This is a genomic window from Pseudomonas sp. NPDC087814 (assembly GCF_044742865.1).
Lineage (GTDB): Bacteria > Pseudomonadota > Gammaproteobacteria > Pseudomonadales > Pseudomonadaceae > Aquipseudomonas.
This window is the reverse complement of record NZ_JBIUVK010000002.1, coordinates 5,527-31,890: the sequence shown is the minus strand read 5'-3', so window position 1 is coordinate 31,890 and position 26,364 is coordinate 5,527. Positions and strand designations below refer to the sequence as shown.

29 protein-coding genes and 1 tRNA gene are annotated in these 26,364 nt (G+C 59.9%); 17 read left to right on the top strand and 13 right to left on the bottom strand.

Translation table 11 applies throughout. From position 1 onward, the window contains the following. The first annotated feature begins 286 nt into the window (after positions 1-286). The 5 genes from uca (at position 287) to ACIOMR_RS02115 (ending at position 6,307) form a co-directional block, all read left to right on the top strand. Positions 287-3,928: an urea carboxylase gene (gene uca, locus ACIOMR_RS02135; protein ID WP_401191948.1), complete on the top strand. Its 3,642-nt coding sequence runs from the start codon at positions 287-289 to the stop codon at positions 3,926-3,928. Between the two features lie 73 nt (positions 3,929-4,001). Further along, positions 4,002-4,214: a cysteine-rich CWC family protein gene (locus ACIOMR_RS02130; protein WP_003212042.1), complete on the top strand. Its 213-nt coding sequence runs from the start codon at positions 4,002-4,004 to the stop codon at positions 4,212-4,214. Next, entirely contained in the window at positions 4,214-4,906 is a 693-nt protein-coding gene (locus ACIOMR_RS02125) for a pseudouridine synthase (RefSeq protein WP_177066742.1), read from the top strand. The genes ACIOMR_RS02130 and ACIOMR_RS02125 overlap by 1 nt, the downstream gene beginning before the upstream one ends. A 305-nt stretch (positions 4,907-5,211) precedes the next feature. Then, positions 5,212-6,096, top strand: coding sequence for an alpha/beta fold hydrolase (locus tag ACIOMR_RS02120; protein ID WP_401191945.1), 885 nt, complete (start codon positions 5,212-5,214; stop codon positions 6,094-6,096). Positions 6,097-6,233: 137 nt separating this feature from the next. Next, a tRNA-Gly gene (locus tag ACIOMR_RS02115) sits at positions 6,234-6,307 on the top strand. A 115-nt stretch (positions 6,308-6,422) separates the two neighbouring features. Here the strand turns inward: ACIOMR_RS02115 and ACIOMR_RS02110 are convergent. The 6 genes from ACIOMR_RS02110 to ACIOMR_RS02085 all read right to left on the bottom strand — a co-directional run bounded on the left by ACIOMR_RS02110 (position 6,423) and on the right by ACIOMR_RS02085 (position 12,568). Continuing rightward, positions 6,423-8,198, bottom strand: coding sequence for an amidohydrolase (locus ACIOMR_RS02110; protein WP_401191942.1), 1,776 nt, complete (start codon positions 8,196-8,198; stop codon positions 6,423-6,425). Positions 8,199-8,222: 24 nt separating this feature from the next. Beyond that, on the bottom strand, positions 8,223-9,146 hold the full coding sequence (locus ACIOMR_RS02105) for a lysine exporter LysO family protein (RefSeq protein WP_043225584.1): 924 nt from the start codon (positions 9,144-9,146) through the stop codon (positions 8,223-8,225). Next, entirely contained in the window at positions 9,143-9,916 is a 774-nt protein-coding gene (locus ACIOMR_RS02100) for a 2OG-Fe dioxygenase family protein (protein WP_177123089.1), read from the bottom strand. The genes ACIOMR_RS02105 and ACIOMR_RS02100 overlap by 4 nt, the downstream gene beginning before the upstream one ends. 222 nt (positions 9,917-10,138) lie before the next feature. After that, complete coding sequence (locus tag ACIOMR_RS02095; protein ID WP_401192200.1) at positions 10,139-10,945, bottom strand: polysaccharide lyase family 7 protein; 807 nt, start codon at positions 10,943-10,945, stop codon at positions 10,139-10,141. 169 nt (positions 10,946-11,114) lie between these two features. Beyond that, complete coding sequence (locus ACIOMR_RS02090; RefSeq protein WP_003212057.1) at positions 11,115-11,354, bottom strand: DUF6124 family protein; 240 nt, start codon at positions 11,352-11,354, stop codon at positions 11,115-11,117. Positions 11,355-11,671: 317 nt separating this feature from the next. Continuing rightward, positions 11,672-12,568: an SDR family oxidoreductase gene (locus ACIOMR_RS02085; RefSeq protein ID WP_401191939.1), complete on the bottom strand. Its 897-nt coding sequence runs from the start codon at positions 12,566-12,568 to the stop codon at positions 11,672-11,674. A gap of 95 nt (positions 12,569-12,663) precedes the next feature. On the opposite strand from ACIOMR_RS02085, the gene ACIOMR_RS02080 reads away from it, so the two are divergent. From ACIOMR_RS02080 to ACIOMR_RS02070, 3 genes are all read left to right on the top strand, one after another. Further along, entirely contained in the window at positions 12,664-13,476 is an 813-nt protein-coding gene (locus tag ACIOMR_RS02080) for a helix-turn-helix transcriptional regulator (RefSeq protein WP_008437810.1), read from the top strand. A 161-nt stretch (positions 13,477-13,637) separates the two neighbouring features. Continuing rightward, complete coding sequence (locus ACIOMR_RS02075; protein ID WP_063032679.1) at positions 13,638-13,931, top strand: type II toxin-antitoxin system RelE/ParE family toxin; 294 nt, start codon at positions 13,638-13,640, stop codon at positions 13,929-13,931. Between the two features lie 2 nt (positions 13,932-13,933). After that, positions 13,934-14,242, top strand: coding sequence for an addiction module antidote protein (locus ACIOMR_RS02070; protein WP_003212064.1), 309 nt, complete (start codon positions 13,934-13,936; stop codon positions 14,240-14,242). Here the strand turns inward: ACIOMR_RS02070 and ACIOMR_RS02065 are convergent. Both ACIOMR_RS02065 and ACIOMR_RS02060 read right to left on the bottom strand, forming a co-directional pair. Next, complete coding sequence (locus tag ACIOMR_RS02065; RefSeq protein ID WP_401191935.1) at positions 14,235-15,425, bottom strand: MFS transporter; 1,191 nt, start codon at positions 15,423-15,425, stop codon at positions 14,235-14,237. The two genes, ACIOMR_RS02070 and ACIOMR_RS02065, sit on opposite strands and share 8 nt — an antisense overlap. Continuing rightward, positions 15,422-16,585, bottom strand: a complete 1,164-nt coding sequence (locus ACIOMR_RS02060; protein ID WP_102368280.1) for an MFS transporter — start codon at positions 16,583-16,585, stop codon at positions 15,422-15,424. The genes ACIOMR_RS02065 and ACIOMR_RS02060 overlap by 4 nt, the downstream gene beginning before the upstream one ends. A 95-nt stretch (positions 16,586-16,680) precedes the next feature. Here ACIOMR_RS02060 and ACIOMR_RS02055 point away from each other — a divergent pair, with 95 nt between their 5' ends. From ACIOMR_RS02055 to ACIOMR_RS02030, 6 genes are all read left to right on the top strand, one after another. Beyond that, positions 16,681-17,589: a LysR family transcriptional regulator gene (locus tag ACIOMR_RS02055; protein ID WP_087692622.1), complete on the top strand. Its 909-nt coding sequence runs from the start codon at positions 16,681-16,683 to the stop codon at positions 17,587-17,589. Between the two features lie 171 nt (positions 17,590-17,760). Further along, complete coding sequence (locus tag ACIOMR_RS02050) at positions 17,761-17,943, top strand: type II toxin-antitoxin system HicA family toxin (protein ID WP_159962176.1); 183 nt, start codon at positions 17,761-17,763, stop codon at positions 17,941-17,943. Between the two features lie 23 nt (positions 17,944-17,966). Continuing rightward, on the top strand, positions 17,967-18,377 hold the full coding sequence (locus ACIOMR_RS02045; protein WP_003212074.1) for a type II toxin-antitoxin system HicB family antitoxin: 411 nt from the start codon (positions 17,967-17,969) through the stop codon (positions 18,375-18,377). 22 nt (positions 18,378-18,399) lie between these two features. Beyond that, positions 18,400-18,732 (top strand): hypothetical protein, encoded by a 333-nt coding sequence (locus ACIOMR_RS02040; protein ID WP_401191930.1) that lies wholly within the window; start codon positions 18,400-18,402, stop codon positions 18,730-18,732. A gap of 89 nt (positions 18,733-18,821) precedes the next feature. After that, positions 18,822-19,304, top strand: coding sequence for a methylated-DNA--[protein]-cysteine S-methyltransferase (locus tag ACIOMR_RS02035; RefSeq protein WP_003212078.1), 483 nt, complete (start codon positions 18,822-18,824; stop codon positions 19,302-19,304). A 110-nt stretch (positions 19,305-19,414) separates the two neighbouring features. Next, the gene (locus ACIOMR_RS02030; protein ID WP_003212079.1) at positions 19,415-19,840 is read left to right on the top strand and encodes a low affinity iron permease family protein; all 426 of its coding nucleotides are present in this window, start codon (positions 19,415-19,417) and stop codon (positions 19,838-19,840) included. A 55-nt stretch (positions 19,841-19,895) separates the two neighbouring features. On the opposite strand, the gene ACIOMR_RS02025 is transcribed toward ACIOMR_RS02030, so the two are convergent. Beyond that, on the bottom strand, positions 19,896-20,423 hold the full coding sequence (locus ACIOMR_RS02025) for a DUF4142 domain-containing protein (RefSeq protein ID WP_003212082.1): 528 nt from the start codon (positions 20,421-20,423) through the stop codon (positions 19,896-19,898). 209 nt (positions 20,424-20,632) lie between these two features. On the opposite strand from ACIOMR_RS02025, the gene ACIOMR_RS02020 reads away from it, so the two are divergent. Together ACIOMR_RS02020 and ACIOMR_RS02015 are read left to right on the top strand one after the other, a co-directional pair. Then, complete coding sequence (locus ACIOMR_RS02020) at positions 20,633-20,872, top strand: CopG family ribbon-helix-helix protein (protein ID WP_008437804.1); 240 nt, start codon at positions 20,633-20,635, stop codon at positions 20,870-20,872. Further along, positions 20,862-21,146, top strand: coding sequence for a type II toxin-antitoxin system RelE/ParE family toxin (locus ACIOMR_RS02015; RefSeq protein WP_008437803.1), 285 nt, complete (start codon positions 20,862-20,864; stop codon positions 21,144-21,146). Before ACIOMR_RS02020 ends, ACIOMR_RS02015 begins: the two co-directional genes overlap by 11 nt. Positions 21,147-21,152: 6 nt before the next feature. On the opposite strand, the gene ACIOMR_RS02010 is transcribed toward ACIOMR_RS02015, so the two are convergent. Next, on the bottom strand, positions 21,153-22,061 hold the full coding sequence (locus ACIOMR_RS02010; RefSeq protein ID WP_374707361.1) for a LysR family transcriptional regulator: 909 nt from the start codon (positions 22,059-22,061) through the stop codon (positions 21,153-21,155). 77 nt (positions 22,062-22,138) lie between these two features. Here ACIOMR_RS02010 and ACIOMR_RS02005 point away from each other — a divergent pair, with 77 nt between their 5' ends. Next, positions 22,139-22,627 (top strand): DMT family transporter, encoded by a 489-nt coding sequence (locus ACIOMR_RS02005; RefSeq protein ID WP_003212086.1) that lies wholly within the window; start codon positions 22,139-22,141, stop codon positions 22,625-22,627. Here ACIOMR_RS02005 and ACIOMR_RS02000 read toward each other — a convergent pair whose 3' ends face one another. The 3 genes from ACIOMR_RS02000 to ACIOMR_RS01990 are packed head-to-tail and all read right to left on the bottom strand — an operon-like array spanning position 22,628 to position 26,147. After that, positions 22,628-23,959, bottom strand: coding sequence for an MFS transporter (locus ACIOMR_RS02000; RefSeq protein WP_177050449.1), 1,332 nt, complete (start codon positions 23,957-23,959; stop codon positions 22,628-22,630). Positions 23,960-24,018: 59 nt separating this feature from the next. Then, positions 24,019-24,957: a hydroxymethylglutaryl-CoA lyase gene (locus ACIOMR_RS01995; RefSeq protein WP_401191923.1), complete on the bottom strand. Its 939-nt coding sequence runs from the start codon at positions 24,955-24,957 to the stop codon at positions 24,019-24,021. After that, positions 24,954-26,147: a CaiB/BaiF CoA transferase family protein gene (locus tag ACIOMR_RS01990; RefSeq protein WP_401191921.1), complete on the bottom strand. Its 1,194-nt coding sequence runs from the start codon at positions 26,145-26,147 to the stop codon at positions 24,954-24,956. Before ACIOMR_RS01990 ends, ACIOMR_RS01995 begins: the two co-directional genes overlap by 4 nt. Positions 26,148-26,364 lie beyond the last annotated feature (217 nt).

Sequence of the window (26,364 nt, the reverse complement as noted above, 5' to 3'; positions counted from 1 at the left end):
GTGGTTGTTCGCCCTGTGCCAGGCCCGCGCCGGGCAGTGCCTGCGAAAACGCTGAAGATCAACTGTGGAAGATGACCTGTAGGAGCTGGCTTGCCTGCGATAGCGGTGGATCAGCCAACATATGGGGTGACTGATCCTCCGCCATCGCGGGCAAGCCCGGCTCCCACAGTTGATCTCCATTGGTGTTGAAATTTGCGCTGCGGACGACCGCAGCGCCATCCACATTTGCGGGACGGCCCGCATCCCAGGACAAGGCCGAGTACTCATCGGCCTGCGGGGTTTTGCCATGTTCGAAAAACTGTTGATCGCCAACCGTGGCGCCATCGCCTACCGCATCCTGCGCACCTTGCGTGAGCTTTCGGTCAAGGGCGTGGCGGTGTATTCCGAAGCCGATGCCGCGAGCCTGCATATCCAGCAAGCGGATGAGGCCTACAGCCTGGGCGAAGGCGCGGCGGCCGGCACCTATTTGTCGGTGGAGAAAATCCTCGCCACGGCCAAGGCGTGTGGCGCCACCGCGATTCATCCCGGCTATGGCTTTCTATCGGAAAACGCCGCCTTCGCCGAAGCCTGCGAAACAGCAGGCATCGCCTTCGTCGGCCCGACGCCGGAACAGCTGCGGGTATTCGGCCTCAAGCACACCGCGCGCGCGTTGGCCAGGCAGCACAACATCCCGCTGCTCGAAGGCACCGAGCTGCTCAACAGCCTCGACGCCGCACTACTGGCCGGGGAAACCGTGGGCTATCCGATCATGCTTAAAAGCACCGCCGGTGGTGGCGGGATCGGCATGCGCGTGTGCCACAGCGCCGATGAATTGCGCGACTGTTTCGAGGCGGTGAAACGCCTGGGCCAGAACAATTTCAGCGATGCCGGTGTGTTTATCGAGAAGTACATCCAGCACGCCCGGCACCTGGAAGTGCAGGTATTTGGTGACGGCTGCGGCGAGGTGATCGCCCTCGGCGTGCGCGACTGTTCGGTGCAGCGGCGCAACCAGAAAGTGCTTGAAGAAACCCCGGCGCCGAACCTGCCCGACGGCATGGCGGATGAGCTGTGCCGTGCCGCCATCACCCTGGCCAAGGCAGTGAATTACCGCAGCGCCGGCACCGTGGAATTTATCTTTGATAGCGCCGATGGCCGCTTCTATTTTCTGGAAGTGAACACCCGGTTGCAGGTGGAACATGGCGTCACCGAGCAAGTGTGGGGCGTGGACCTGGTGCGCTGGATGGTGCAATTGGCCGCCGGGGAAATGCCGCCATTGCGGGAACTGCAACTGAAGCCTCACGGCCACGCGATTCAGGCACGCCTGTACGCCGAAGATCCGGGCCGGGAGTTTCAGCCAAGCCCGGGGCTTTTGACGTATGTGGACTTCCCGGTCGCAGAAGGCCTGCGCATCGACACGTGGGTGGAGGCCGGTTGCGAGATTCCGCCCTACTTCGACCCGATGATCGCCAAGCTCATCACCTGGGCGCCCACCCGCGAACAGGCACGCCTGGATTTGCATCAAGCCCTGAGCAACAGCCAACTGTACGGCGTGGAAACCAACCGCGATTATCTGCGCCAGATTCTGCTCGCTACACCGTTCGCCAGTGGCCATCCGTGGACGCGCTGCCTTGAAGATTTGGTGTACCACGCCAACACGTTTGAAGTGCTCAGCGCCGGCACGCAAACCAGTGTGCAGGACTATCCGGGGCGCCTCGGTTACTGGGCCGTAGGCGTGCCGCCGTCGGGGCCGATGGACAGTCGCGCGCTGCGCCTGGGCAATCGCCTGCTGGGCAATGCCGAGGGCACCGCTGCACTGGAAATCACCATGAGCGGGCCGTTGCTGCGCTTCAATTGTGCGGCGGTGGTGGCGGTGACGGGTGCAGACATTGTGCTGCGCTTGAATCATGAAGCGGTACCGATGAACACCGCGTTGCTGATCCCGGCGGGCGCAACCTTGAGCCTGGGCACCATCGCCGGGGCCGGTGCTCGCAGCTACCTTTGCGTGCGCGGCGGGCTGCAGGTTCCGGATTATCTGGGAAGCAAAAGTACCTTCACCCTTGGCCAGTTTGGTGGGCATGGCGGGCGGGCGTTGCGGGCGGGTGATGTGTTGCACTTACTGCCGTTGGAGGATCTCAGTTGCGGCAATACGCTAGTGCCTGAACCGCTTGGCGAGGTGCGAACACTGCGGGTGATCTACGGCCCCCACGGCGCGCCGGAATACTTCAAGCCCGAGTACATCGAGACGTTCTTTGCCACCCAGTGGGAAGTGCATTTCAACTCCAGCCGCACGGGTGTGAGGTTGATCGGGCCGAAGCCTCTGTGGGCGCGTACGGATGGCGGTGAGGCGGGGTTGCATCCGTCGAATATTCACGACAATCCCTATGCGATCGGTGCGGTGGATTTTACCGGGGACATGCCGGTGATCCTCGGCCCCGATGGCCCGAGCCTGGGTGGGTTTGTATGCCCGGTGACGGTGATCGAGGCGGACTTGTGGCAGTTGGGCCAGCTCAAGGCGGGTGACAAAATCTGCTTCACCCCCGTCGACATCAAGACCGCCCGAGACCTCGCCTTGAACTGGGATCGTTCCCACGCTCTGCGTGGGAATGCCGCCTGGGACGCTCCGCGTCCCGCTGTCGACGCAATGACGCAGAGCGTCACAGGATGCATTCCCACGCAGAGCGTGGGAATGATCAGGTCGCCTGTTGTTCTGGACATCGGCCAGGCCGACACCCGCCTCGTCGCCCGCCTCGCCGGCGACACCCACCTGCTCCTGGAAATCGGCGCCCCGGAACTCGACCTGGTGTTGCGCTTTCGCGCCCACGCCCTGATGCAAGCCCTCGAAGCACAAGCCCTGCACGGCGTCATCGACCTGACACCCGGCATCCGCTCCCTGCAAATCCACTACCAGCCCGAACAACTTACCCTCGCCGACCTCCTGGCGCTGATCACCGCCGAATGGCACGCCGTCTGCGCCAGCCAAAACCTGCAAGTGCCGTCGCGCATCGTCCACCTGCCACTGTCCTGGGACGACCCGGCCTGCCAACTGGCGATCGAAAAATACATGACCACCGTGCGCAAGGATGCCCCGTGGTGCCCGAGCAACCTGGAGTTCATCCGCCGCATCAACGACCTGGCCAACCTCGACGAAGTGCGCCACACCGTGTTCGATGCCAGCTACCTGGTGATGGGCCTGGGCGACGTCTACCTCGGCGCGCCCGTGGCCACGCCGCTGGACCCGCGTCACCGCCTGGTCACCACCAAGTACAACCCGGCACGCACCTGGACCGCCGAAAACTCCGTGGGCATCGGTGGCGCCTACCTGTGCGTCTACGGCATGGAAGGCCCCGGCGGTTATCAGTTCGTCGGGCGTACCTTGCAGATGTGGAACCGCTACCGGGAAGTGGCCGCGTTCGATGGCAAACCCTGGTTGCTGCGCTTCTTCGACCAGATCCGCTTTTACCCGGTGAGCGCCGATGAGCTGGTGCAGATTCGCCGGGATTTCCCCCTTGGGCGGTTTGAACTGAACATCGAACACAGCCAGTTGAACCTGACGGATTACCAGGCCTTTCTCGCGCAGGAAGCCGAAAGCATCGGCGCGTTTCGCGGGCAACAGCAGCGCGCGTTCAACGCCGAACGCGAACGCTGGATCGCCAGCGGCCAGGCGCATTTCGACAGCGAGGAACTCGCCGCACCACAGGGCGCAGACACGCCCTTGCAGGCCAACGAATACAGCATCGACAGCCACATCGCCGGCAATCTCTGGCAAGTGCAGGTCAGCGCTGGCGAACGCGTGGCGGCGGGAGATGTGCTGGTGATCCTGGAGTCGATGAAAATGGAAATCCCGGTAGTCGCACCGTTCGCCGGCACCGTGCGGGAAATTCCGGTGCAGCCCGGCAGCGGCATCGGTGCAGGCCAACGGGTGGTGGTGCTGGAGCGTGATTTGCAATAACGCGGCGGGGCTGTATCGTGCAAGGCACACCGGGTTTCACCGGGACTTTGTCCGATACAGCCTGAACCGACCGATGACCACGCCAACCCTCTGCCCCGCCTGCGGCGCCCGCAACGATTGCGCCCTGGCCGACCCGCGCACTGCCGACCAGGCGTGCTGGTGCTATTCCGTCAGCATCGACCCCGCAGTGCTCGAAGCCTTGCCGGCGGAACTGCGCAATAAAGCCTGCCTGTGCCCGCGTTGTGCCCAGGTGGACGAACAACTGCGCGGCAACGAGCGGTCGTAATGCGCGTAGATCGTTTCCTCAGCAACCTGCCCCGTTTCAACCGTAAACAGGTTCGCCTGTTGCTGGTGGAGCGGCGGATCAGCGTCGACGGCCAGGCCATCAGCGATCCGCACCACCCGGTAAGCGAGTTCAGCCGTGTGTTGCTGGATGGCGAAGTGCTGCAAGCCGGCAAACCCGCGCGTTACTTCATGCTGCACAAACCCCAGGGCTGCGTCAGCGCCACGTCCGACCCGCAACACCCCACGGTGCTCGACCTGCTGGATGAACCGGACAAGCACGAGCTGCACATCGCCGGTCGTCTGGATTTCAACACCACCGGCCTGATGCTGATTACCAACGACGGCCAGTGGTCGCGCCGCCTGACCCAGCCGCAAACCAAGTTGCCCAAGGTGTACTACGTCGAGACCGAGCAGGACATCGGCCCGCAATACACGGCCACTTTCGCCGCCGGCCTGTACTTCGCCTTTGAAGACCTCACCACCCAACCGGCGGAACTGGAACTATTGGGCCCCAGAACGGCGCGCCTGAGCATCATTGAAGGGCGTTATCACCAGGTGAAGCGCATGTTCGGGCACTTCGACAACAAAGTGATACGCCTGCACCGCGAACGCATGGGACCGCTGGAGTTGGACGCAGCCCTTGCGCCAGGCCATTACCGGGCGCTTACAGAGGCTGAAATCCAACAGGTCTGATGACCGTTCAGCCGATGATGGCAAAAACCCACGCCATCGACTGGCGAACTGGCATCCCTGATGCTTGAATCAACCCAGCCAGCCGCAATCTGACTGGCGAGTCACCCCTACCTACAAGAAACACTTTGCCCGTCCGCACGCTTGACCTGCGGGCCTCTCACGGCAAATTGCCCGCCATAACAACACCCGTCGGCCAGCCAGTACCGGATCGACATGGGCCCTCACTTCCAGGCGTATGCCTACCTGTCACAAAGCTCGTGCAGAGTGATCTGCGCGCATTACCCGCTTGCCAGGAGTCTTACGACATGAGGCCAGAAATCGCTGTGCTGGATATACAGGGTCAGTATCGGGTTTACACGGAGTTCTATCGCGCGGACGCAGCAGCCAAGACCATCATCCTGGTCAACGGCTCAATGGCCACCACTGCGTCTTTCGCCCAGACCGTGAAAAGCCTGCACCCGACGTTCAACGTGGTTTTGTATGACCAGCCCTACGCTGGCCGCTCCAAAATCCACAACCGCCACGAGCATATGCTGACGAAAGAAGTCGAGGGCCAGATCCTTCTGGAACTCATCGACCACTTCGCCGCCGAACACGTACTGTCCTTTTCCTGGGGCGGCGCCGCGACCCTCGTCGCCCTCGCCCATCGCCCGCGCCGTGTGGAAAAGGCCGTGATCAGCTCGTTCTCCCCGGTGATCAACGCCCCGATGCGCGACTACCTGGAGCGCGGTGTCGACTACCTCGGCAACCTCGACCGCGACCGCGTGGGCCACCTGGTCAACAGCACCATCGGCAAACACCTGCCGTCGCTGTTCAAACGCTTCAATCACAAACACGTGAGCAGCCTGGCCGAGCACGAGTATGGGCAGATGCACTTTCACATCAGCCACGTGCTCAACAGCGACCGGCTGTGCTACCTCAAGGCCGCTAAGCAGATTGATATACCGGTGTTGTTCTTGAACGGCGAATGGGACGAGTACACCAGTGCCCAGGATGCCAAGCTGTTTGGGCAACATATTGCGAAAAGCAGCTTCGGCACGATTCAGGCGACCGGGCACTTTCTGGATATGGAACACAAGGCCGCGTGCCGGGATAGCCGGGAGGCGTTGATGGGCTTTTTGAGACCGGAGCAGCAGCCAAACCGGTTGCGGTACCACGCGTCACAGCCACAGCATGCGTTTGCCGTATGAGCGGTGGGGTTGTGGGCGGGCCGGATTTCCCAGGGGGGCCGCCTGCCCACGATCGACCGTTGGCACGTAAAACACAGAATTTTCGAAGAAAAACTTCAAATCCGCGAGCACATCTGGTACAAAGTCAGCCGCTCTGAGCGGGTATAGTTTAGTGGTAGAACGAAAGCTTCCCAAGCTTTAGATGAGGGTTCGATTCCCTCTACCCGCTCCACTCAGATTTTGCTCCTGCGTCAGGCTGGTTTTGACGGGGGATGTGTAAAAAAACCGGTCCTTGGTGTCCGGTTTTTTTATGGGTGGGATTTGGAAATTAAACGGTCGAACCGGGCTCATTCAATCGCCTGATAGACCTTCTTCCCGCCAACCCAAGTCTGCAGGACGCGTGTCCTCCAGATGTCTGCCGGGCTGACGGCAAAAATGTCCTGATCAACCAGGATAAAATCGGCCCACTTTCCGGGCTCAATGCTGCCTTGGGTAGCTTCTTGATGGGCTGCATAAGCTGCATCCAGCGTAAACGCACGGAAAGCCTCGAAGAGGGTCATGGCCTGCTCAGGGTGCCATCCAGCCAAGGGGTTGCCCTCATGATCCGAGCGAGTCACGGCAGCATGTATGCCGTAGAACGGATTGGCAGATTCGACTGGGAAGTCTGACCCTGCCGCAATTTTCGTTCCCTGGTTAAGCAGAGTGCGCCAGGCATAAGCCCCCTTGATCCGTTCGACACCCACCCTGTCCTCAGCCATATTCATGTCGCTGGTAGCATGTGTAGGCTGCATCGATGCAATCAGCCCTAGATCGATAAAGCGCGGTATCTGCTCCACATCAACCACCTGCGCATGCTCGATCCTGTTACGCAAGGCGCGCCCACCGACTGTGGCGTAGGTCTGTTCAAAGCTATCCATGACCTGCTTGATGGCAGCATCACCGATGCCATGCACATTAGCTTGAAAGCCGGCTTTCAGTACCGACTCAATCTTGTGCTTCATCTCCTGCCGGCTTTCAAAAAGCAGCCCCTTGTTGGTTGGGTCGTCGGTGTATGGCTCAAACAGCGCCGCACCACGGCTTCCCAAAGCGCCATCGGCATAAAGCTTGACGCTACGAATGGTAAGACGATCATCGCCATAGCCGATCAAAGGGCCGTCCTGGGACAACACCGCGAAATCATCCCCCGCACCGTTGATCATCGAGTAGACACGTAACGGAAGCCGGCCGCGATCGGCAAAACCGCGCATCGTCTTGATCATCTGCCTATCAGCACCTGCATCGTGCACAGATGTCAGTCCTTGTGCATTGAGATGCTCCAATGCAGCATGCAACGCGACCTCTCGCTCCTGCTCGTCAGGCAGCGGAATAATATCCGCGACCAGCCCCATAGCGGCGTCGATAAATACACCTGTCGGGTTACCTTCTGCATCCCGTTCGATACGTCCGCCTTTCGGATCAGGCGTGTCCTTAGTAATACCCGCCAGTTGCATCGCCTTGGTATTAGCCCATCCGGCATGGGCATCCACCCGAATTAGCCACACTGGTCGATCGACAACGACCTTATCAATTTCGGCAGCCGTCGGAAAACGCCCCAACTTCCAGGTAACGTGGTTCCAGCCTGAGCCAGTCAGCCAACGGGCGCCGGGGCGCGCTGCAGCGAATACCCGAAGCCTTTCCTGCGTATCAACCAGTGTTGGAGAGCCCCGTAAAGCAATGCTTCGAAGGGACTCTCCAAGCCATTTGATATGGCCGTGCGCATCGGTCAACCCAGGCAAGAGGGACGCACCCTTACCATCGATGCGCGTCGCCAATGCATGCTTGCCAGCAAGATCGGCCGCCATACCGACGCAAATCACTTTGCCCGACGCATCAAAGGCCAACGCATCAAAACGCATCAGACCGCCTCCACTCACGGTATAACCACGCACATTTTCCATAATCGTTGGCTCCGCCCGGACAGGCCCCGTCAGCGACAGGAACATAGCCACCGGGATCAACGCCTTGGGCTGAGTTTTGATACACATCAGCAGCTGTTCAAACGCGGCAAGCATCGGGCCGAGCGTGAGACTTTTAAATGCTGATGGTTGCAGACTCGGTTTTTCTCCTGAAAATCGTGGAGTCATGATTTCCTCCAGTAAGAGGTCACGTCATGCGGTCAGAAAGAAGGTTATAAAAAAGGGCGCTAACACCGTCAGAATCAAACCACTCATGAGAGCGGTAGGCAGCGTGTCGCAGTGGCAGGTTTGGCGCACGATCGGTAACGTCGAGTCCAGAGCGGTTGCCCCAGCGGCGGCAATACCGACCTTTGGGTGGAAGCCACCGACCAGGTACAGTAAAGCGATCGCGATCAGTTCGCGCCCCAGGTCTGCGAGCAATGCCGTAGCGCCATGAACTTCTCCGGACAGCCCTCCGACCAGGACGCTGGATAGCGTGAACCATCCAAATCCCGTCGAGAGTGCCAGGAGCAAACGGATATCTTCGCCAGTGATGAAATGAACCGCATAGGCTCCCAATATTGAGCCAATGACCACGGCAATCGGAACGCATAGAACGCCCCATGAGATCCAGTCACGACCTAACTTGATGCTCGACAAGTCGAGTCCCACCAAGAAGATCAGTACCATTAACATCACGTTGCTGGGTGGAAGCCACAAGCTTGCAACGGTTGATTCTGCATATGTGAACAACACGCCCAAGGCCACCATCAGCAGCGCAATAAAGCACTCTTTCAGAGGAGCAGCAGCGCCATGCATATCGAAACTGGCAACCCTGCCTGGTTCTCGTCCAGCCCCTCTCAAAGCCGCCAAGCCCAGCAGCAGCATGCAAGGCACCACTGTTGTTGCGACCGCGACAAGCGAAGATGTCTTGAGCACATACCCAACCGCATCCAGCGAAGAAACCACTTCGCCGAACTCAGTGCCTATCAGAAAAAGTAGCCCCCAAACCAAAGGGCTGATCAGACTGACCAATCGGGCAACAACTTTATCCGGGAGCAAGAGTTTGCTCGATAGATAGCCTATTCCCAACGCAATCAAGATGGGTAATATCGAGCTCAACGCCTGCACCGTCATATCCTCTGAATGGTTGGCGAGAAATCAACCAAAACAATACAACGCTCACAGACTCCGGGAGAGGCGTCGTCAAGTTTCTTGATCGGGCTTATGTAATGCGAAACCTTCGGATCATGAACGACAAAACTATCGAGAGGCTGTGAAAGGGTAAACTCCGCCAAAATCTGACTTGCCCGCGCGTCCTCAAACAGCATGTTTCGAATTTCCGGATGCCCAATAAAATTGATGCCACCCGTCATGTTCGAAGAACGGTAGATCAAGTGCGCAAACGTGAAGGGCTCTCCATCCTGGTGAAAAAAGTTCGGTGAGCTTATACCTGGCTGATCCGAACTCGCGGACGTGAGTTTTACAAAATGCACCCCAAAATAGATAGGAAGGGGCTGGCCAGGATGCTGCCAGAACGTCAGGGAAAAATCTTCATCGATCAGGTCGAGTAGTACGCGATTGTTTTTTACCGCATCACTCAACGCGTGAAAGTAGCGAATATTTGCGTGATCCGGATTGTTACCGCCTTGGTCGTAACCTGCGCGTCCGTGGCCTGCCCCATCTTTGACGATTGGCAACCAGTGGCCTTCATGCGTGTCTTGCCAGGGAAGAATGACTCCGTTGCCATACCGTCGAAACCTGTTTACTCCAGGCGGGGCGTACTCATCCGGCTCCAACTGTTCAAACTCTCGACGTAATTCTGCGAGCTCTTCGACGCAATGAGTCTGGCTCACACGAGGCATGTAATGCAGATATCCATCTTCTGCTAAGGCACTTCGAGGCATGGTCATTCCTCCTTGGTTTGATGCCATCAAACATAGGCAATCACCGTGGAGAACTTCAATGGAGGCGCGAACAACGAGAAGTGTCTTACAACGACGTCGGACGCTAATGGGGAGAGGGGGAACGAATCTTTTTACTCGGCATTACTAACGCAGTACTACGCAGATAGGGTGAAACTGTACGCAGGTTGCTGGGCCGGGGAGTCTCTGAACCGGCGCACACTGCTACTGGTAACCCACATCCAGGGAGGTGTACGCAACAATAGCTGCCCGGCCGTCCTGCTCAGCGGTCTGGTTGTAATTCCCGGCCTTGAAATACAGATTGATGCCCTGCCAACCCGATGGCGAAATATCGAATTCCCGGCTGGCCTGCCTGCCATTCGCCGCAGCCGAAACCAGCAGCACCATGCCACCCTCGGAGCCCTTGACCTCAATCTTGTAATTCAGCTTGTCGTTAAGCTCGAGCCCCTTCAGCAATACTGTCCGTTGCTCCTTCTGCCCATAGCGCGTTTTGGTCCCGGCGATGATCGAGCCACCTTCCCAGCGAAGCTTCAGCAGCTCCGAACCTCCCGCCTTGTCGCCATGTATCTGGGCAAAAATGATCGATTTTGTGCTTGGATTTTGCACCACATAAAGCTCGCCGGACTGGGTATTATCAAACACCCCACCTGCGGTGAACTCTCTTTTTGCCCGCAGCTCAACACGGGGGTAGTGACTGTTGGGCGTCGCGTCAAGACCCGAGGGTGTGTTGAATACCAGCGCTCCTTCAGGCACGCCTTGATGGCATCCCGATGTGCGATAACAGTTTGTGTAGAAATAGGCGTTCTGAAGATTTTCGCCGATCGCGATTTCTTCTGCCTGACCTTGCGCATTGAAATCCTGAAGCACGTAGGCACGGCTCAGGTTGGACAGGTTGTCGCCTGGGGGTTTTGTGGCATCCAGGGCAAAGGCATTTCCACCGTTAAAAATCGCTCCGATGGCCACTACCGACACCGCGATAACTCTAGCGCCAAACACTTTAAATGCGTGCATCACCGTCACCAATTATTCGTCAAAGCCCCAACTCCAACGCCAGCAGATCCGATAGCTGTTGCGGGTGTCGAATCAATGTAATGCGCCTTACTGCCGAAAGAGAAAAAAATATTGGAGGGCTGCCCTTCCCTTGGTATGTGCGGCCTGGAAGGGAAAGCCTTTTACAGAATCAAGAAACCCGATCCACTCGGTCCTGCACGGCTTCTACCAGTAAAAGCCCCAGTTCAATCATTTGCTGAATCGCCAAGGCCAGACTGCGATGCTTATCTGGCAGGTTATCGGCAAATTCGTTGGTCATTGCGCCAGCGCCGGCAATGGTTTCGTAAGCGTTGGCGAGCAATGCATCGGTGCCGATTTCGGGACGTACGCTGAAGATTCTTACGGGTGAGTTATACGAGTCAGTACACATCTGTTGATCCTCAAGAAGGACCACCACCCAGTACTACGGAGATAGGGTGGCAGCTGTACGCAGGTTAGTAGACCGGGAAGTTTCAGAACCGGCGCGACCGAAGACGCCCTGCGCACAGCTACCATTAGGCACAGGCAATAAGATGCCTGACCGATAGAACAGCCGTACGCCAAAACTTCACCGGGCTACTAAACCCGACCGCTGATGGGCAGCGGCTGACGAACCTTAAAGAGGTTGCCCAAGGCGTACAACCGGGACGATTCTGATGGTTGTGTAGGCAATGGAGCAAGGTTCAAATATTCAGGCCAATCCGCGCTTCAGCCTTCAGTTCCCTCCAACTGCGCAAGATCCGCAAGCAACCCCGGCCCCACCGGTTCCCATCCCAACTTCTTGCGCGTGATCGCACTGGATGCAGGCATATCGTGAGCGGTAAACCTTGCCAACCAACCAAAAAACCCCTGAGCCTCTTGCGCCGAAATGGATTTAACCGGCAACCCTAGCCGAGTCCCCAACACCTCGGCAATCTCCCTTTGCGACACACCCTCCTCCGCCACCGCGTGATACCTCGTGCCCGGCTCGGCCTTTTCAATCGCCAGCCTGTAGAGCCGAGCCACATCCAGAATATGTGCCGCCGGCCAACGGTTTTTCCCGTCGGCGATGTAAGCGCAAACGCCCTTCTCGCGATACAACTCGATCACCGGGCTAACCAGCCCCTGCCTGACGGTGTCGTGTACTTGAGGCAAACGCATCACCGACACATTCACCCCCGTCGCGGCTACAGCGTTAGCCGCTTCTTCCGACGCTGCACGAGGAATTTGCGCTGAGGTAACCACCGCACCATCCTCCGTCGCCAACTGCCCCGGCACGGTGCTCGCAATTCCGACACCGGAGGTAATGATCAGCGGTCGATCCGACCCGGCAAGTGCCTCTCCCAGCGCCTGGATAACCCGGCGGTCGTCCTCGCAGTTCGCGACGAATTTCGAGAAGTCGTGATTGAACGCCAGGTGAATCACGCCATCCGCCTGGGCAACACCAGACTTGAGGCTTCCCAGGTCCTCAAGCGACCCACGATGTACCTGAGCCCCGGCGGCCTCCAGCGCTGCCACCTTGTCATCCGAGCGGCACAACCCCAGCACCTGATGGCCCGCCGAGATCAGTTCCTTGACGACAGCCGACCCGATAAATCCGCTGGCACCCGTTATAAATATGCGCATGAACCGTATCTCCGTGTGTATTCAGAGACTAATCTGTGCGCTTGCCCTATACGGGTAAAGTAGTGAAGTTATCAGGGTATAGAGGCTAACAGGCTATGAGCGCAAACCAGTTGGGCAGCTATCTGAAAGACCGACGTACCCGGCTTGATCCGGCGGCATTCGGCTTCTCATCGGCACGACGGCGTACGCCAGGTTTGCGCCGCGAAGAGGTGGCCCAACGCGCGAACATCAGCCCTACCTGGTACACCTGGCTCGAACAGGGCCGTGGCGGCGCGCCGTCGGTGGAAGTGCTGGAGCGGATTGCCCATGCGCTGATGTTGACCGATATCGAACGCGAGCATCTGTTCCTGCTGGCCTTCGGACGCCCACCCGAAGTGCGCTATCAGCAAAACGAAACGGTGACGCCACGCCTGCAACGGGTACTGGATGCCTTGAACCCCAGCGCCGCGATCCTGCGTACGGCGACCTGGGACGTGGTGGCCTGGAACCAGGCGGCGACGGTGATGTTGATGGACTACGGATCCCAGGCGCCGGAACAGCGAAATATCCTGCGGTTCATGTTCCTTGATCCCAATTCCCGCGCGGCCCAATACGACTGGGAAAGCGTGGCGCGGTTTGTGTTGGGGGCTTTCAGGATTGATACGGCGCGCTCAGGCGCGGCGGAGCAGGTGCAGCCGCTGGTGGATGAACTGTGTCGACGCAGCCCTGAATTTAAGGCGATGTGGAGCGAAAACGATGTTCAGGGCGCCCATGGTGATCGCATCAAGCGGATACGCCATTCGGTGTTGGGGCCGATCGAATTTGAGTATTCGGTGTTTGCGGTCGATGGGCGCAAGGATCTGAATATGGTGGTGTACAACCCGGCGACGCCGGAGGATGCGCAGCGGATCGCATCCTTGATGGATTAGGCGCCAGCAACTGCAAGAGACTTCGACACTGCAATCGCTCGCAACAAGAGACCATTTGAATCCTTAGCCTTACTCACATCATTCTCCTGCGCCTAACCGCGCCGCGCGCACGTGCTCATGCCTATTGCCAGCAAGTATCCATATGGATACAGTGAAAATCCGTGAACTATCTAGTCCAGCAAACGCAGACCTTCATTACCTGGCATTCAGCAATACGTGATTTACGCGCAAAAATCGCCATCGCCCGGCGCATCGATCGCGCATCTGCTGGCAATCTGGGCGATATAAAGACGGTAGGCAATGGTGTCTCGGAAATGCGCGTAGATATCGGTCTGGGTTATCGAGTGTATTTCACGCAGCGAGGAAGAACCGTCATCGTCTTGCTGGCCGGTGGCGACAAATCCTCACAAGACGCCGACATCCGGCGAGCAAAAAAACTGGCAAAGGAAGTTTGATCATGAGCCAAACACTGACGACATTTGATATGGCGGCACTGCTCGACAGTGATGAAGCCATCAGCGAATACCTTTCTCAAGTTCTGGCCGACGGCGATAACGAGGAGTTCCTCAGGGCCGTCGGGTACGTGGCCAAAGCTCGCGGGATGGCGCGGGTCGCGACCGATACCGGCATGGGCCGTGAGAGTCTGTACAAGGCATTTGCCCCTGGAGCAAAGCCCCGCTTCGAAACGGTACTCAAGGTGCTTCACGCACTGGGTATCGATCTGCAAGCACAGCCGGGGCATGTCGCCAATCATTCGATTATTTGAGTGAGCAGCCCCGCTGCACCACCCACGCCAACGGCAACGTCAGCAACAACATCCCGGCCAGCACCATCACCGCCACCGGCACGCCCATCAAGTCCCCCAGCCCGCCAAACAGAACCGGCGCCAACGCGCCACCGCCGATGGTGCCGGTGTAGAACACGGCAAACGCCTGCTCGCGTTTACCCGCGCCGGCCAGGTCCGGGACCGCGCCGTAAAGCACCGACGACGTGCCATTCAATGCCAGCCCCAACACCGGCAACATCACCATCAACCCGCTCAACGGCAGGTACACCGCCGCAACGATCAACACCGCCGTGCTGCTCTCCGTCAGCCACACGGTTTTCATCATGCCGATGCGTGCGCCGAGGTAGCCGCAGAGCAATTTGCCGAAGGCGCCGCCGATAAACAGCATGGTCAGCGCGAGACCGATGCCCGCAGTGCCGGCGCCTTTAGCTTGCAGAAGAAAGGGCAGAAACGTGAGAAAGCCCATGCGCACGGCACTGTCGAGTGTGCCCGTGACGATCAGCGCACGCAGGCCGCTGACGGAGCCGCTTCCTACCAGTGTCCTGGCGGTTTTCCCGGAAGTGGGCGCCGCTGCCTGCGTTGGGATCAGCCACCACAGCAACCCCGCCGCGGCCAATCCCAGCATTCCAAGAAGCGTGACGCTCGCGCGCCAGCTGATGACGGTCAGCAACAGGCCGACCAGCCCGGGAACCAGGGTTTTGCCAATGTCTCCGGAGAAGTTGTATTGAGACAGCGCTTCCTTGACCCCACCACCGTTCTCGTAGGTGTCGGTGATCATCGAAGAAGCCAGCGGATGCTGGGTACTCGCCCCCAGCCCGCCCAACAGCAGCGCCAGCAACAACATGCCCAACCCGGTCGCCTGCCCCACCAACAGATAGGCAACACCGGCAAGCGCCGTGCCGCCCACCAGCATCGGCGTGCGTCCCCAGCGTTTGGCGGCGCGACTGGCCATCAGCTGAAACACCGCCATCATCCCGGAATAGGCACCGCGCAGCAGGCCGACCTGGGCGTAGGTCATGCCGAACTGCGCTTGCCAGATCGGCAGCAGCACGTAGATCACATCGGTCAGGCCATCGTGAATCGCGTGGGCGCTGCAGCCGGCGATCAACGAGCGGCGACGGGCGGAAGTCTCGGGTACCGGCAGGGCAACGGCATCGTTCATGAGGTCTTGCTCAGTTCAGGTTGGAGGGGCTTCCAGCCCGCCAGGGCGATCAGCAACGACAGTAGCTGGAAACCGATGATCAGCGCCACACACCCCACCCAACCCCAACGCCCCCAGATCAGCGCCGGGACGATGGCGCCGAAGCTGCCGCCCAGGTAATAGCAGGTGAGGTACAGGCCCACGGCGCCGGCCTTGTTGTGGCGGGCGGTGGCAGTGGTAAAGGCGCTGGCCGCGGCCTGGGCGAGGAACACGCCCGTGGAGCTGAGGGCCAGGCCCAGCACGATGCACCACAGGGATGGCAGCAAGGTCAGGCCCGAGCCACAAACGCCAAGCACCGCAGCCGCCGTCAGCAGTTCGGATTGCGGGCGGGATTTGCTCAGGCGCCCGGCAACGGGAATGACCACCAGGGCCAGCAGGAACACCATGTAGATCGTGCCCAGCGCCGCCGGGCCAAGGTCGAACGGGGCCTGGCTGAGGTAAAGGCCAGCGTAGGTAAACGTCGCCACTTGGGAGAACAGCACGCAAAATCCTACGGCGTAGGCTGCCAGCAACGGCGTGCCGAGCACGTCGGCCCAGGTGGTTGAAGGTCGTGCGACTCGGGGCGGATTGCCCGGCAGCAGGAACTGGATAAATCCGCCCACCATCAGGCTCAACACTGCCAACAGTTCAAAGGCTTCGCGCCAGCCGACGTACTCGGTCATCACGCCGGTGACGAAGCGCCCGGCAAACCCGCCGAGCACGGTGCCGGCCACGTAGAGGCTGGTGACTTCGGTGACGGTGCCGCCGCGCCAGCGATCACCGATGTAGGCCACGCTGGTGGCGAACACCACGGGGATCAGCATGCCTTCGATAAAGCGCCACACCAGCAGTTCGGCAAAGCTGCTGGCATAGGCAGTCATCAAAGCCGGCAACGCCAGCAACAGCGAGGCCGCCGAGATCACCGTGCGTTGCTCAAAACGCCCGGTCAGGCGGCTGACAAAGGGCGCGGTCAGCGCTACCGCCAAGGTGGTGACGGTAATGCTCCAACCGGCCGCCCTGGCGCTCACTTCAAAGTTGGCGGCAAGGGTCTGCAAAATGCTCTGGGTGGCGTAGAGGTTGAGAAACGCCGCGCAGCCACACAGGAACAGGGCAAGACGGGCACAATGCAGGCGCGGTTTCATGAAACCTCTCGTTTTATTATCTGAGGCCTTTATAGAATGACCCGCACACCCGAGACCAATACCGATTTCGAACCGATCAATACCCTGGGGCCAGGATGCTCGACCTACGCAAGCTGCGTTACTTTCTGACCGTCGCCGAAGAATTGCACTTCGGCCGAGCGGCCATTCGCCTGCACCTGGCCCAGCCGCCGTTGACCCGGCAGATTTCCGCGCTGGAGACTGAGCTGGGATTTCGCCTGTTCGACCGCACCAGTCGCACGGTTTCGCTCACTCCCCAGGGGCGCGCGTTCCTGCCCTACGCACGGGCGGTGCTGGAGCAGGTCGACCTCGCTGAAGTCATCGCGGGCAAACTGGCGGCGGGTGCCGCCGGGCAACTGGCGCTGGGTTACGTCAGCTCGATAGCCCTGTCGGACTTGTTCAGCCAAGCGATTCAAGCCTTCGCCCAACGCTTTCCCGATGTGCAACTGACGCTGGTGGAATGCGCCTCCGGCAGCCTGGGCGCACAGGTGGCTGATGGCCGCCTGGATATCGGCCTGAGCCGGTTACTGCCCCAGGACGGTCAGACTGAGGTGCAAGCGTTGTCGTTGGGTGAGGAGCGGCTGGTGGCGGCGGTGTCCAGCGACAGCCCGTTGGCCAACCAGGCCGAGGTCAGCCTGGCGCAGTTGAGTGGGTACCCGTTGATTCTGTTCCCAGCCGATTATGGCTCGGGGCTTAACCAGTCCATTGAGCAGCTTTATCGGCACAAAGGTTTGCCACTAAGGGCCGGGCCGTCGGGACGGCAAATTACCTCGATCATTGCACTGGTGGCGGCGGGACAAGGTGTGGCGCTGGTGCCGGAATGTACGCAGAGTTTGATGAACAAGGGCGTGACGTATCGGCCGTTGGTGGACGCGGAAGCGTATGCACGGCTGCTCGTTCTTACGCGCAGCGGCGCAAGCAGCTTGATGGTCACGGCATTTCTCACGGTAATTGATGAGTTGCTGCAGGCTCGTCAGAAAGCCTGATTGTTCTCTCGAAAAACCTCGCAATACCTCCGTCGGGCACCGTCCCCATGCGCTCATACACTACATACGCGCCCTACAGAAACACCGGTCATCGACCGCTGGTAGGTAGAGTGTTGATAATTTATTTTCAGTGGTTATAGTCTCCACCAACACACACCACAAGGAGGTGCTGTGGACAGCCGATATTTGATAGGTCACATCGTTGCGGATGGCTGGTATCTGGTGCGAGTCAGAGGCAGCCATCATCATTTCAAGCACCCGACAAAGCCGGGGCTCGTGACGATTCCCCATCCTAAAAAGGACCTGCTGGACAAGACCGCAAAGAGCATTTTGAAACAAGCTCTGCTCAGCTAACACGTTCGTGGAGGACAACAAACATGCTGTACCCAATCGCAATTTCAACCGGTGACGAGGATCATGCCTGGGGTGTGGAAGTCCCGGACATTCCCGGTTGCTTCTCAGCTGGAGATGATCTGGACGACGCCATGGCCATGGCCCGCGAAGCGATCGAAGGCCACTTCGAGATCCTCGCAGAAGACGGTGCGCCCATTCCTACAGCACAGAAAGTCACCCTCCATGCCGCCAACCCGCAATATGCCGGCTGCACGTGGGCGGTGGTGGATATTGATGTGACCAAGTACCTGGGCAAGGCACAGAAACTCAATATCACGTTGCCCGGCTACCTGCTGAACCGCATTGACGAATACGTCCTGCATCATCCGGAAGAAAAAAGCCGTTCGGGCTTTCTTGCGTCTGCTGCCCTCAAGGTATTGCAACAGGACCGGTAACAGCACTTCAAGGAACCGCGCAATGCTCCCTCCCTCACACCGCACGCCCAGCCCCGTACTGCGCAAGGTACTGGGCTGGGTGCTGATCGCTCCTCTGCTGCTCTCGTTCCTCAGGCTGCCCTTTGCGCTGGGACTCGTGTTGGTGCTGGCGTCCATCACGGCCTCCGTTTATGGCGCCCGGTTTGCCCAACTGCACGCCAGTCGGCGTGTAACCCTATTTGCCGTGATCATCATGCTGCTCAACATCGCTTCATTTTTTGTCATTGGCACGGCATCGGTACTCAAGGCGCTGTACTGGTTCTCGTGGTTTTATTGGTATCCGTATTACGCCGATTGGGTTTACTGGAACTTCTAAGTCGTTCGCGAATTCGACCGCAAGAAACGTAGTTCCACCCTGGGCCGGCCCATCTACAGTAGAGCCATACCCACTCAAGGAGCCCGACCATGTCCTACGAATACAAATACATGCCTTCCCCCGTCGGCCAACTGACCCTCGTGGCCCGTGACGGAAAACTCACCGCCATCCTCTGGGAAAAAGAGCGGCCCAATCGCGTTCGCCTGGGTGCCCTGCAAGAAGCCAGCAACAGCCCGGTACTGCTGGAGACCGAGCGACAGTTGAAGGAGTACTTCGCCGGTGCCCGCAATCGTTTCGAGCTGGAACTGGACTTCGCCGGCACCGACTTCCAGAAGAAAGTCTGGCAGGCGCTGTTGACCATCCCGTTCGGAGAGACCCGCAGCTACAGCCAGATCGCTGCGCAGATAGGCAACCCCAAGGCCGTGCGTGCCGTCGGCGCCGCCAACGGGCGCAATCCGATTTCGATTGTTGCGCCGTGCCATCGGGTGATTGGTGCGTCGGGTGGCTTGACCGGGTTCGCCGGCGGGCTTGAGGCCAAGCAGTATCTGCTGGCGCTGGAGGATCACGGCTGACCCCCAGCAGGAAAACGTACAACTTTGTTCAGATCCTCAATTGTAAAAAGAAATTTCAGAGCGCGCCTGCGGTCAGTATTTTCATCACCCACCCTTATAGGAAAACGGTCATGAAATTCTCCGCCATCTCACAATCCCTGTCCCGCTGGGCAGGCAGCGCCCGCACGTTCTACGCGGCGGTGGGATTGATCCTCCTGTGGAGTCTGAGCGGGCCCTATTTCCACTACAACGACACATGGCAGTTGATCATCAACACCTCCACCACCATCATCACCTTCCTGATGGTGTTCCTGATCCAGAACACGCAAAACCGCGACAACGATATTTTGCATATCAAGATTGACGAGTTGCTGCGCGCCACCAAAGATGCACAAAACGCCGTATTGAGCCTGGACGGCCTGGACCGCAAGGAACTGGAGAAACTGCGCAAGGAATACAAGACCATCGGCGACAGTGAAACCATCACTGTGACGACGCTGGTTACCGAAACAACGGATGACAATGGCCGGTCCAAGACGGACCTGAACCAGGCATAAAAAAACGGCGGCTGGATCACTCCAGCCACCGTTTTTCATGGGGTACTCAAGGCAATCAACCGTCGCCCTGGTGACCCTTACCGTACGTCGACGCCAGCGCCCGGGCTTTCTCCAGGCGCTCTTCCAACTTGGGCAAGGTCTCATCCACCAAAGCCTTTATTTCCGGGATATCGGACTCGGCGCCCTCCTGCTTGAACAAGGCGATCGCGTCTTCGTTGGCCTTGATCTGCTGGGCGGTGTAGGCGGCGTCAAAGGAGTCGCCGTCCTTGAGCTCGGGCATCAGCGATTCGGCCTTGTCGACAATCTTGTCCCGTGGGGCCACCGGCAAGTCGAGCTTCTTGGCGATGGCCGCCAGGTGCTGATTGGCCAGGGTGCGTTCATTGATGACTTCGATGGTGTAGTCCTTGATCTCCTGGGACGAAGTCTTGGCGTGTGCCATGCGGCTGGTCTCGATATCGGCCATGCCCTTGGCCGAAGCCTGCTCGATGAAATCGGCAGGCGACTGGGCGAAAGCATTGCTGGCGCCGAGGCCCAGCAGCATCGCGAAACTGGCGGTGCGTAACCGGATAGCCATGCGGCTCATGATGGGTTCCTCCAGGTAATAAACAGGTGCAGGGAAACGAGCCCCGCTCTGAATCTGAATTTTCAGGGCGGTAAAGGTTTAGAAAAAACTTGTTAGTGCGACGAACGGTCGTCAGGTCTTACTGAGGAGCAGTCCTGACGAACGGGACACAACGATGCAACGGTGACAATGTAGTATGTTGTATTACACATCACTACATCGAGGCACTTATGTCGGTCATGTCATTACGTCTACCTGAAGACATCTCCGAAACACTCGCCAGCCTTGCCAAGGCCACCGGGCGCAGCAAATCGTTCCTCGCCGTCGATGCGTTACGCGAATACCTGACGCGTGAAGCATGGCAAATCGAGGAAATTCAAAAGGCGTTGAAAGAAGCCGATGCGGGTGACTTTGCAACTGCCGCCGAAGTAGACGCAGTGGCAAACAAATGGCGTGCCAATGCGCGTTGAGTGGCTGAAGGCAGCACTCAAAAATCTTGATGATGAAGCAGCTTTCATCGCCCAGGAAAACCCCAAAGCGGCTTATGAGTTTGTTCAGGCCATCCGGACGGGGCTTGAGCATGTTGCTGAGTTTCCGGCGATGGGTCGAGAAGGACGCGTTCCTGGTACACGTGAGTGGGTGATGCCACGCTGGCCCTATCTCGTGCCATATCGTATTCGCGAGGGACGGTTACAGGTTCTTCGAATATTTCACACACGGCGCCAACCACCGAACAGTTGGTAACGCCGATCAACCCTGTATCACAACCTGCACCTGCCCATTCAACCACTGCAACGCCGCGTCCCCACCCCGCCGCGAATGCCACGCCAGCACAAACGCAAACGACGGAATGTGAAACGGCGGCGGCACCGCCAACAACTGTTCGTGATCAATGTTCAGCAGCCCGCGAGACGACACGGTAAGAATCAGGTCCGTGCCCTGGATCAACTGCGGCGCAACACCCCAATGAGGCAAGCTGATAGACACGTGCCGGCGCTCACGAATCGCCGTCAGCGCCCGTTCGATTTCCGGGGTGCCGCTGCCACGCATTTCCAGCAATACGTGGGGCCGCGCCAGATAGGTGGGCAGGTCGAGTACACCGCTTGCCGGCAGGCTGTCGCGGTCCACCAGGCACACGTAATGCTCTTCAAACAGCGGCGTGCTGCGCAGCTCGGCAGGCATGTCGGGAAACACCCCGGCCGCCAGGTCGATATCGCCATTGAGCACACCGTCAAGCATGCCTTCGCGACTGGCCTGGATAATCTGCAAATCAATCCCCGGCGCTTCCCGGCGCAAGGTGCGCACCAGCCCCGGCAAGAAAATCGCCGCACTGTAGTCCGACATGGCGACCCGGAAGGTGCGCTTGGCCGACGCCGGATCAAAACGATTGGGCTCCAGCAGCGCCTGTACCTGGGCCAGCGCTTCCGCCAGCGGCATGGCCAGTTCCAGAGCACGAGCAGTGGGCACCAGCGAGCTGCCCTGGCGCACCAGCAACGCGTCTCCGAGCAAGTCCCGCAACCGCGCCAGCGCGTGGCTCACCGCCGGCTGGCTCAGGTGCAGGCGCTCGGCGGCACGGGTCACGTGTTGCTCGCTGAGCAAGGCATCAAGGATCACCAGCAGGTTAAGGTCGATGCGTCGTAGATCATTCATCAGCTGCATGTTCTGCATAAGAACTTGGAATTTAAATTTGCGCGACGAATAGCCTAGAGTCCAGCAAAACCTCTGGGAGATTGATCATGACGACGTTGCATTGGGTAGGTTTGTTGCTGTTGGCCGCGTTTGCCGGGGCAGTGGTGCCGTTTCAAAGCGCGATAAACGCCAACCTGGGACGCGGCCTGGGGCATCCGCTGTGGGCCACCCTGGCCTCGCTGCTGGTGAGCATCATCGTGCTGCTGCCGGTGATCCTGGCCCTGCGCCTGCCGCTGCCCAACCTGGGTTTTATCACCAAGGCGCCGCTGTGGATGTGGAGCGGCGGCGCGTTCGGCGTGTGCTTCATTTCGCTGGCGTTGATCCTGATGCCCAAGCTCGGCGCCTCGGGGTTTATCGCCCTGGCGATGGCCGGGCAAATCGTCGCCTCGTTGATGCTGGACCACTTCGGCTTGTTCGGGCTGGTGGAACGCCAATTGACCGCGCCCCGGTTGATCGGGGCGCTGATGTTGATTGGCGGTGTGGCCCTGATTCAATTCAGTGCCGCACCCACCCGCTCGCTGGTGACCGCCGGCTGATCAGCGCTTGTCGAGGGTGCGCAGCTTCTGAGGCAAGCCCCACAGCAACAGCGCCGCCGCCAGCAACGCACACACGCCGATGACATACAGCGCCGGCGTGGTGCTGCCGGTGAGGTCCTTGATCCGGCCGACCATCACCGGGCTGACGATGCCGCCGAACTGGCCCAACGTGTTGATCACCGCGATCCCGCCAGCAGCGCCCGCGCCGGCACCGGCCAACAACTTCGGCGGCAGCGTCCAGAACGTCGGGATCGAAGCGATGATCCCCGCGCCCAGCAAGCTCAGGGCGACGATCAGGAACGTGGTGTGATCGGCAAAGATCCCGGCACAGAAGAACCCCACCGCCCCCAGCGCCACCAGGCCGCTGACGAACTTGCGACGTTCGCCGGTGGCGTCGGACAAGCGTCCGATCACCACCATGCTAATGGCGCCGCAGACGTAGGGAATCGCCGTCAGCAAGCCGATCATCACCGGGCTCTGGGTGCCGGCGCTGCGGATCAGTTGCGGCGCCCAGAAGTTCAACCCGTAGGACGCCACCTGGATCAGGAAGTAGATAAAACCCAGCATCAGGAAGCCTGGGATACGCAATGCTGCCAGCAATGAGCCGCCGCTCTTGTGGGGTTCATGCACGGCAATGCGGCTGGCCAGCAACGTCTTCTCCGCCGAGGTCAGCCAGTGGGCATCCTCGATACGGTCCTTGAGCAGCTTGAGCACCAGGAACCCCAGGCCCACACAGGGCAAGCCACCGAGCAAGAACAACCAGTGCCAGCCGCGCATTTGCAGCACACCGTCGAGGTGTTCCAGCACCAGCCCGGAGAACGGCGCGCCCACCAGCCCGGCAAACGCCGACGCCAGGAACAGCATCGAGGTGATGCGCCCACGGTAGTGCTGCGGGAACCACAACGTCAGGTAATACAGCACGCCCGGGGCAAACCCGGCCTCCATCGCACCGATGATGAAACGCAGGCCGTAGAACTGCCATTCGGCCGTGACGAACACCATAGCGGCCGTCGCCAGCCCCCACGACATCATGATGCGAGCGATCCAGCGGCGGGCGCCGACCTTGTACAGCATCATGTTGCTCGGCACTTCAAAGATCACATAGCCCACCACAAACAGCCCGGCGCCGAGACCATAGGCAGTGTCACTCAGGCTCAGGTCGGCCTGTAGCTGGAACTTGGCGAAGCTGATGTTGATGCGGTCAAAAAACGCGAACAGGTAGCAGACCATGATCAGCGGCATCAGGCGCCAGGCGACCTTGCTGACCAGGGCTTTTTCGGCATCGTGTTCAGCGGCCGGGCGCACGCCGGCCTCCAACGTATTAAGGCTCATCGATTCTCTCCAGCGGACTGCTCGCAGGCGTCCGATTGTTTTTGTTGTCTGGTTACGGCTTACAAGGTGGCGATGTAGGCCGGTGGCGGATGCAGGTCGCAATTGCGCCCGGCCTTGGCCACCTGGCCCGGCAACTCATGGCCCAGCAAGGCCGGCAGTTGCCGCGACATTTTCAGCAGGTGCGGCAGGTCGATGCCGGTGTGGATCCCGACTTCATCACACAGGTTGACCAGGTCTTCAGTGCAGATATTGCCCGACGCGCCGGGCGCAAACGGGCAACCGCCGAGGCCGCCCAATGCCGCATCAAACCGCCGCGCACCGGCCTCGTAGGCGGCCAGCACATTGCACAAACCCAGGCCGCGGGTGTTGTGGAAATGCAGGGTCAGGTCGCTCGCCGGAACACATTCGAGCACACGCTTGACCAGGCGCTCGACCTGACGCGGATTGGCCATGCCGGTGGTGTCGGCCAGGCTGATGCCCTGGATGCCCAGCTCGCGGTAGGCGTCGACCAATTGCAGCACGCGGTCCTCATCGATCTTGCCCTCGAACGGGCAACCAAAAGTGGTAGCGATGCTGCCGTTGAGGCGCACCGGATAATCGGCAGCAAAACTCACGATGTCTCCGAACGCCGCCAACGAGGTCTCGCAGCGCATGCGCATATTCGCCAGGTTGTGGGTCTGGCTGGCGGACATCACCAGGTTCAACTCATCGGCCCGGGACTCGACGGCGCGCTGGGCGCCCTTGAGATTGGGGATCAACGCCACGTAGATAATCCCGGGGCGGCGGGTGATGCCTTGGAACACCTGCTCACCATCGCGCAATGCAGGAATGGCCTTGGGTGAAACAAACGAACCGGCTTCGATCCGGGAAAAACCCGCCAGGGACAGTTGGTCAATCAACGCGATCTTGTCGACCGTCTCGACCCAGGTCGGCTCGATTTGCAGGCCGTCCCGAGGCGAGACTTCCTGCACGATCAAGGCATCGGAATAGCTTTTCATTGCACCACTCCCGAGGTTTTCAGGCGATGAATATCGGCCCCGCTCAGGCCCAGGTCGCCGAGGATTGAATCAGTGTGCTGGCCCAGGCTCGGGCCCTGCCAATTCACCGCGCCGGGGGTTTCCGACAGTTTGGGCACGATACCGGGCATCTTCACCGTGAGGCCGCCGGGCAGGTCGGCGCTGAGCAGCATGTCGCGGGCCTGGTAGTGCGGATCGGCGACGATATCGGCCACTGAATAGATGCGCCCCGCCGGTACTTCGGCGGCTTCCAGGGCACTGAGCACCTGGTCGATGGGCAGGCTGCTGGTCCAGTGGGTGATGGCGGCGTCCAGCAGGCCGCTCTTGGCAGCGCGGCCATCGTTGTGGGCAAACTCCGGCGCTTCGGCCAGGTCGGCGCGGCCGATGGCGAGCATCAGGCGCTTGTAGATCGGGTCGCTGTTGCCGGCGATCACCACATAGGCGCCATCGGCGGTCAGGTAGGTGTTGGACGGTGCGATGCCGGGCAAGGCGCCGCCGCTGCGTTCGCGCACATGGCCGAGCATGTCGTATTCCGGCACCAGGCTTTCCATCAGGTTAAACACGCTTTCGGCCAGGGACACGTCGACAATCTGGCCGTCGCCCTGGCCGGTCTTGACCCGCAGCAGCGACATCAGCGCGCCGATCACACCGTGCAGCGACGCCAGGGAATCACCGAGGCTCACGCCGACCCGCGCCGGTGGTGAATCCGGGTTGCCAGTGGTGTAGCGAATCCCGCCCATGGCCTCGCCGATGGCACCGAAGCCCGGGCGGTCGCGGTAAGGGCCGGTCTGGCCGTAGCCGGAGATGCGCACCAGGGTCAGCTTGGGGTTGAGGGCGTGCAGCACGTCCCAGCCCAGGCCGAGTTTTTCCAGGCCGCCGGGGCGCAGGTTTTCGATCAGCACGTCGGCATCGCCCAGCAATTGCTTGACCAGGTCCAGGCCTTCTGCCGACTTGAGGTCCAGGGCCAGGGACTTCTTGTTACGCGATTGCAGGTACCACCACAGCGACGTGCCTTCGTGCAGCTTTCGCCATTTGCGAAGCGGATCGCCCTGCCCCATGGCTTCGATCTTGATCACCTCGGCGCCAAACTCGGCCATCAGTCGGGCGGCGAAGGGCGCGGCAATCAGGGTGCCGATCTCGATCACCTTGATACCGCTCAGGGGAGCCGTCATGGGGTGTACCTCTTGTTCTTGGAATGTGGGGCCAAGGCTAGAGGACGCAGGCAGTAGAAATCCAACCGTCAGTTGGCAACGAGCGTTCGCCAAATGCGAACGCTTGAGTAAGGACTGGTTGTGGGGGGGGGGGGGGGGGCCCCGGGGGGGGGGGGGGGGCCCCCCGGTTTTGGGGGGGGGGGGGCCCCCCCCCGGGGCCAAGACCACCCCCCCCCAC

Coding starts and splice junctions, on each gene's coding strand:
- uca (WP_401191948.1), top strand. CDS start 287: ATGTTCGAAAAACTGTTGATCGCCAACCGTGGCGCCATCGCCTACCGC.
- ACIOMR_RS02130 (WP_003212042.1), top strand. CDS start 4,002: ATGACCACGCCAACCCTCTGCCCCGCCTGCGGCGCCCGCAACGATTGC.
- ACIOMR_RS02125 (WP_177066742.1), top strand. CDS start 4,214: ATGCGCGTAGATCGTTTCCTCAGCAACCTGCCCCGTTTCAACCGTAAA.
- ACIOMR_RS02120 (WP_401191945.1), top strand. CDS start 5,212: ATGAGGCCAGAAATCGCTGTGCTGGATATACAGGGTCAGTATCGGGTT.
- ACIOMR_RS02110 (WP_401191942.1), bottom strand. CDS start 8,198: ATGACTCCACGATTTTCAGGAGAAAAACCGAGTCTGCAACCATCAGCA.
- ACIOMR_RS02105 (WP_043225584.1), bottom strand. CDS start 9,146: ATGACGGTGCAGGCGTTGAGCTCGATATTACCCATCTTGATTGCGTTG.
- ACIOMR_RS02100 (WP_177123089.1), bottom strand. CDS start 9,916: ATGCCTCGAAGTGCCTTAGCAGAAGATGGATATCTGCATTACATGCCT.
- ACIOMR_RS02095 (WP_401192200.1), bottom strand. CDS start 10,945: ATGCACGCATTTAAAGTGTTTGGCGCTAGAGTTATCGCGGTGTCGGTA.
- ACIOMR_RS02090 (WP_003212057.1), bottom strand. CDS start 11,354: ATGTGTACTGACTCGTATAACTCACCCGTAAGAATCTTCAGCGTACGT.
- ACIOMR_RS02085 (WP_401191939.1), bottom strand. CDS start 12,568: ATGCGCATATTTATAACGGGTGCCAGCGGATTTATCGGGTCGGCTGTC.
- ACIOMR_RS02080 (WP_008437810.1), top strand. CDS start 12,664: ATGAGCGCAAACCAGTTGGGCAGCTATCTGAAAGACCGACGTACCCGG.
- ACIOMR_RS02070 (WP_003212064.1), top strand. CDS start 13,934: ATGAGCCAAACACTGACGACATTTGATATGGCGGCACTGCTCGACAGT.
- ACIOMR_RS02065 (WP_401191935.1), bottom strand. CDS start 15,425: ATGAACGATGCCGTTGCCCTGCCGGTACCCGAGACTTCCGCCCGTCGC.
- ACIOMR_RS02060 (WP_102368280.1), bottom strand. CDS start 16,585: ATGAAACCGCGCCTGCATTGTGCCCGTCTTGCCCTGTTCCTGTGTGGC.
- ACIOMR_RS02055 (WP_087692622.1), top strand. CDS start 16,681: ATGCTCGACCTACGCAAGCTGCGTTACTTTCTGACCGTCGCCGAAGAA.
- ACIOMR_RS02045 (WP_003212074.1), top strand. CDS start 17,967: ATGCTGTACCCAATCGCAATTTCAACCGGTGACGAGGATCATGCCTGG.
- ACIOMR_RS02040 (WP_401191930.1), top strand. CDS start 18,400: ATGCTCCCTCCCTCACACCGCACGCCCAGCCCCGTACTGCGCAAGGTA.
- ACIOMR_RS02035 (WP_003212078.1), top strand. CDS start 18,822: ATGTCCTACGAATACAAATACATGCCTTCCCCCGTCGGCCAACTGACC.
- ACIOMR_RS02030 (WP_003212079.1), top strand. CDS start 19,415: ATGAAATTCTCCGCCATCTCACAATCCCTGTCCCGCTGGGCAGGCAGC.
- ACIOMR_RS02025 (WP_003212082.1), bottom strand. CDS start 20,423: ATGAGCCGCATGGCTATCCGGTTACGCACCGCCAGTTTCGCGATGCTG.
- ACIOMR_RS02020 (WP_008437804.1), top strand. CDS start 20,633: ATGTCGGTCATGTCATTACGTCTACCTGAAGACATCTCCGAAACACTC.
- ACIOMR_RS02015 (WP_008437803.1), top strand. CDS start 20,862: ATGCGCGTTGAGTGGCTGAAGGCAGCACTCAAAAATCTTGATGATGAA.
- ACIOMR_RS02010 (WP_374707361.1), bottom strand. CDS start 22,061: ATGCAGCTGATGAATGATCTACGACGCATCGACCTTAACCTGCTGGTG.
- ACIOMR_RS02005 (WP_003212086.1), top strand. CDS start 22,139: ATGACGACGTTGCATTGGGTAGGTTTGTTGCTGTTGGCCGCGTTTGCC.
- ACIOMR_RS02000 (WP_177050449.1), bottom strand. CDS start 23,959: ATGAGCCTTAATACGTTGGAGGCCGGCGTGCGCCCGGCCGCTGAACAC.
- ACIOMR_RS01995 (WP_401191923.1), bottom strand. CDS start 24,957: ATGAAAAGCTATTCCGATGCCTTGATCGTGCAGGAAGTCTCGCCTCGG.
- ACIOMR_RS01990 (WP_401191921.1), bottom strand. CDS start 26,147: ATGACGGCTCCCCTGAGCGGTATCAAGGTGATCGAGATCGGCACCCTG.